Raw genomic sequence first — 1,338 nt, 5'->3', positions numbered from 1 at the left:
AGGGCTCCGGCAAGGTAGCGATATGACCGTTGCGGGCGGTTGGGTGTGGACGCTCCGGATCATGGGCGGTATGGAGACGGGCGTGGCCTTTCGATGATCATCCAGGTGTCGAGTCTGGGAAGATCAAAGAGGACCACGCCCGTTGGGATCATCATCGCTGATTGACGTGTTGGCCGTTCACGCGGACCGCCTGCTGGACGAGCCGTTACCGGACCAGCGCAGGACAAGCCTGGTCACGGCGTTGACGGCTGTGCCGGACCGGCGCGACCCTCGCGGTGTCGTGCATGCGCTGCCCCCGGTGCTGGCCACGGCGGTCGCGGCGGTACTGACCGGCGCCCGGTCCGCGGCGGCGGTCGCGGAATGGGCCGCTGACGCGCCGCAGCAGGTACTCGCCGACCTGGGCGTGTTCCGGGACCCGTTCACCGGGGTGTATCGGGCTCCGGACGAGTCGACGTTCCGGCGGATCCTGGCCGGTGTCGACGCCGACGCCTTGGACGAGGCCGTCGGCCGGTGGGTCCTCGCGTCCCGTCCGGTACCGAGCTCGGGCCGGCAGGTGTACAGCGTGGACGGCAAAACCTTACGAGGCAGCGGCCCGGCCGGCGCCCAGGTGCATCTGCTCACCGCGCTGGATCAGCACACCGGAACCGTCCTGGGCCAGGTCGATGTCAACGGCAAGACCAATGAGCTGACCCGTTTCCAGCCACTGCTGACCCCACTCGACCTGACCTCGGTGGTCGTCACCGCCGACGCGCTGCACACCCAGCGCGAGCACGCCCGCTGGCTGGTCGACGACAAGAAAGCCGCCTACCTGTTCACCGTGAAGAAGAACCAGCCGCGTCTGTATCACCAGCTCAAGGCTCTGCCCTGGGCGAAGATCCCGATTCAGGACGAGACCAGCACCCGCGGACACGGCCGCTACGACATCCGCCGCCTGCAGGCAGCCACCTGCACCGGGCCGCTCGCGCTGGACTTCCCGCACGCCACGCAAGCACTACGGATCCGCCGCCGACGAATGAATCTGGCCACCGGCCGCTGGTCCACCGTGACCGTCTACGCGATCACCAACCTGGACGCCGCCGAGGCCAGCCCCGCCGACCTCGCCGACTGGCTACGCGGGCACTGGGCCATCGAAACCCTGCACCACATCCGCGACACCACCTACGGCGAAGACGCCAGCCGCCTCCGCACCGGCCACGCGCCCCGTGTCATGGCCACCCTGCGCAACACCGCGATCAGCCTGCTCCGGCTCGCCGGCATCACCACCATCGCGAAAGCCCTACGCCGCAACAGCAGAAACCCCTACCGACCACTCCAAATACTCGGACTCACCTGAAACGG

General features: G+C 68.4%; 1 protein-coding gene. It reads left to right on the top strand.

Annotated elements, in window-relative coordinates:
- Positions 1-166: 166 nt before the first annotated feature.
- On the top strand, positions 167-1,333 hold the full coding sequence (locus tag D2L64_RS26890; protein ID WP_119579991.1) for an ISAs1 family transposase: 1,167 nt from the start codon (positions 167-169) through the stop codon (positions 1,331-1,333).
- The last annotated feature ends 5 nt before the right edge of the window (positions 1,334-1,338 follow it).

This window comes from Micromonospora radicis (assembly GCF_003583405.1).
In the GTDB taxonomy this organism is placed as follows: Bacteria; Actinomycetota; Actinomycetes; order Mycobacteriales; family Micromonosporaceae; genus Micromonospora; species Micromonospora radicis.
This window is presented reverse-complemented; position numbering and strand designations above follow the sequence as displayed.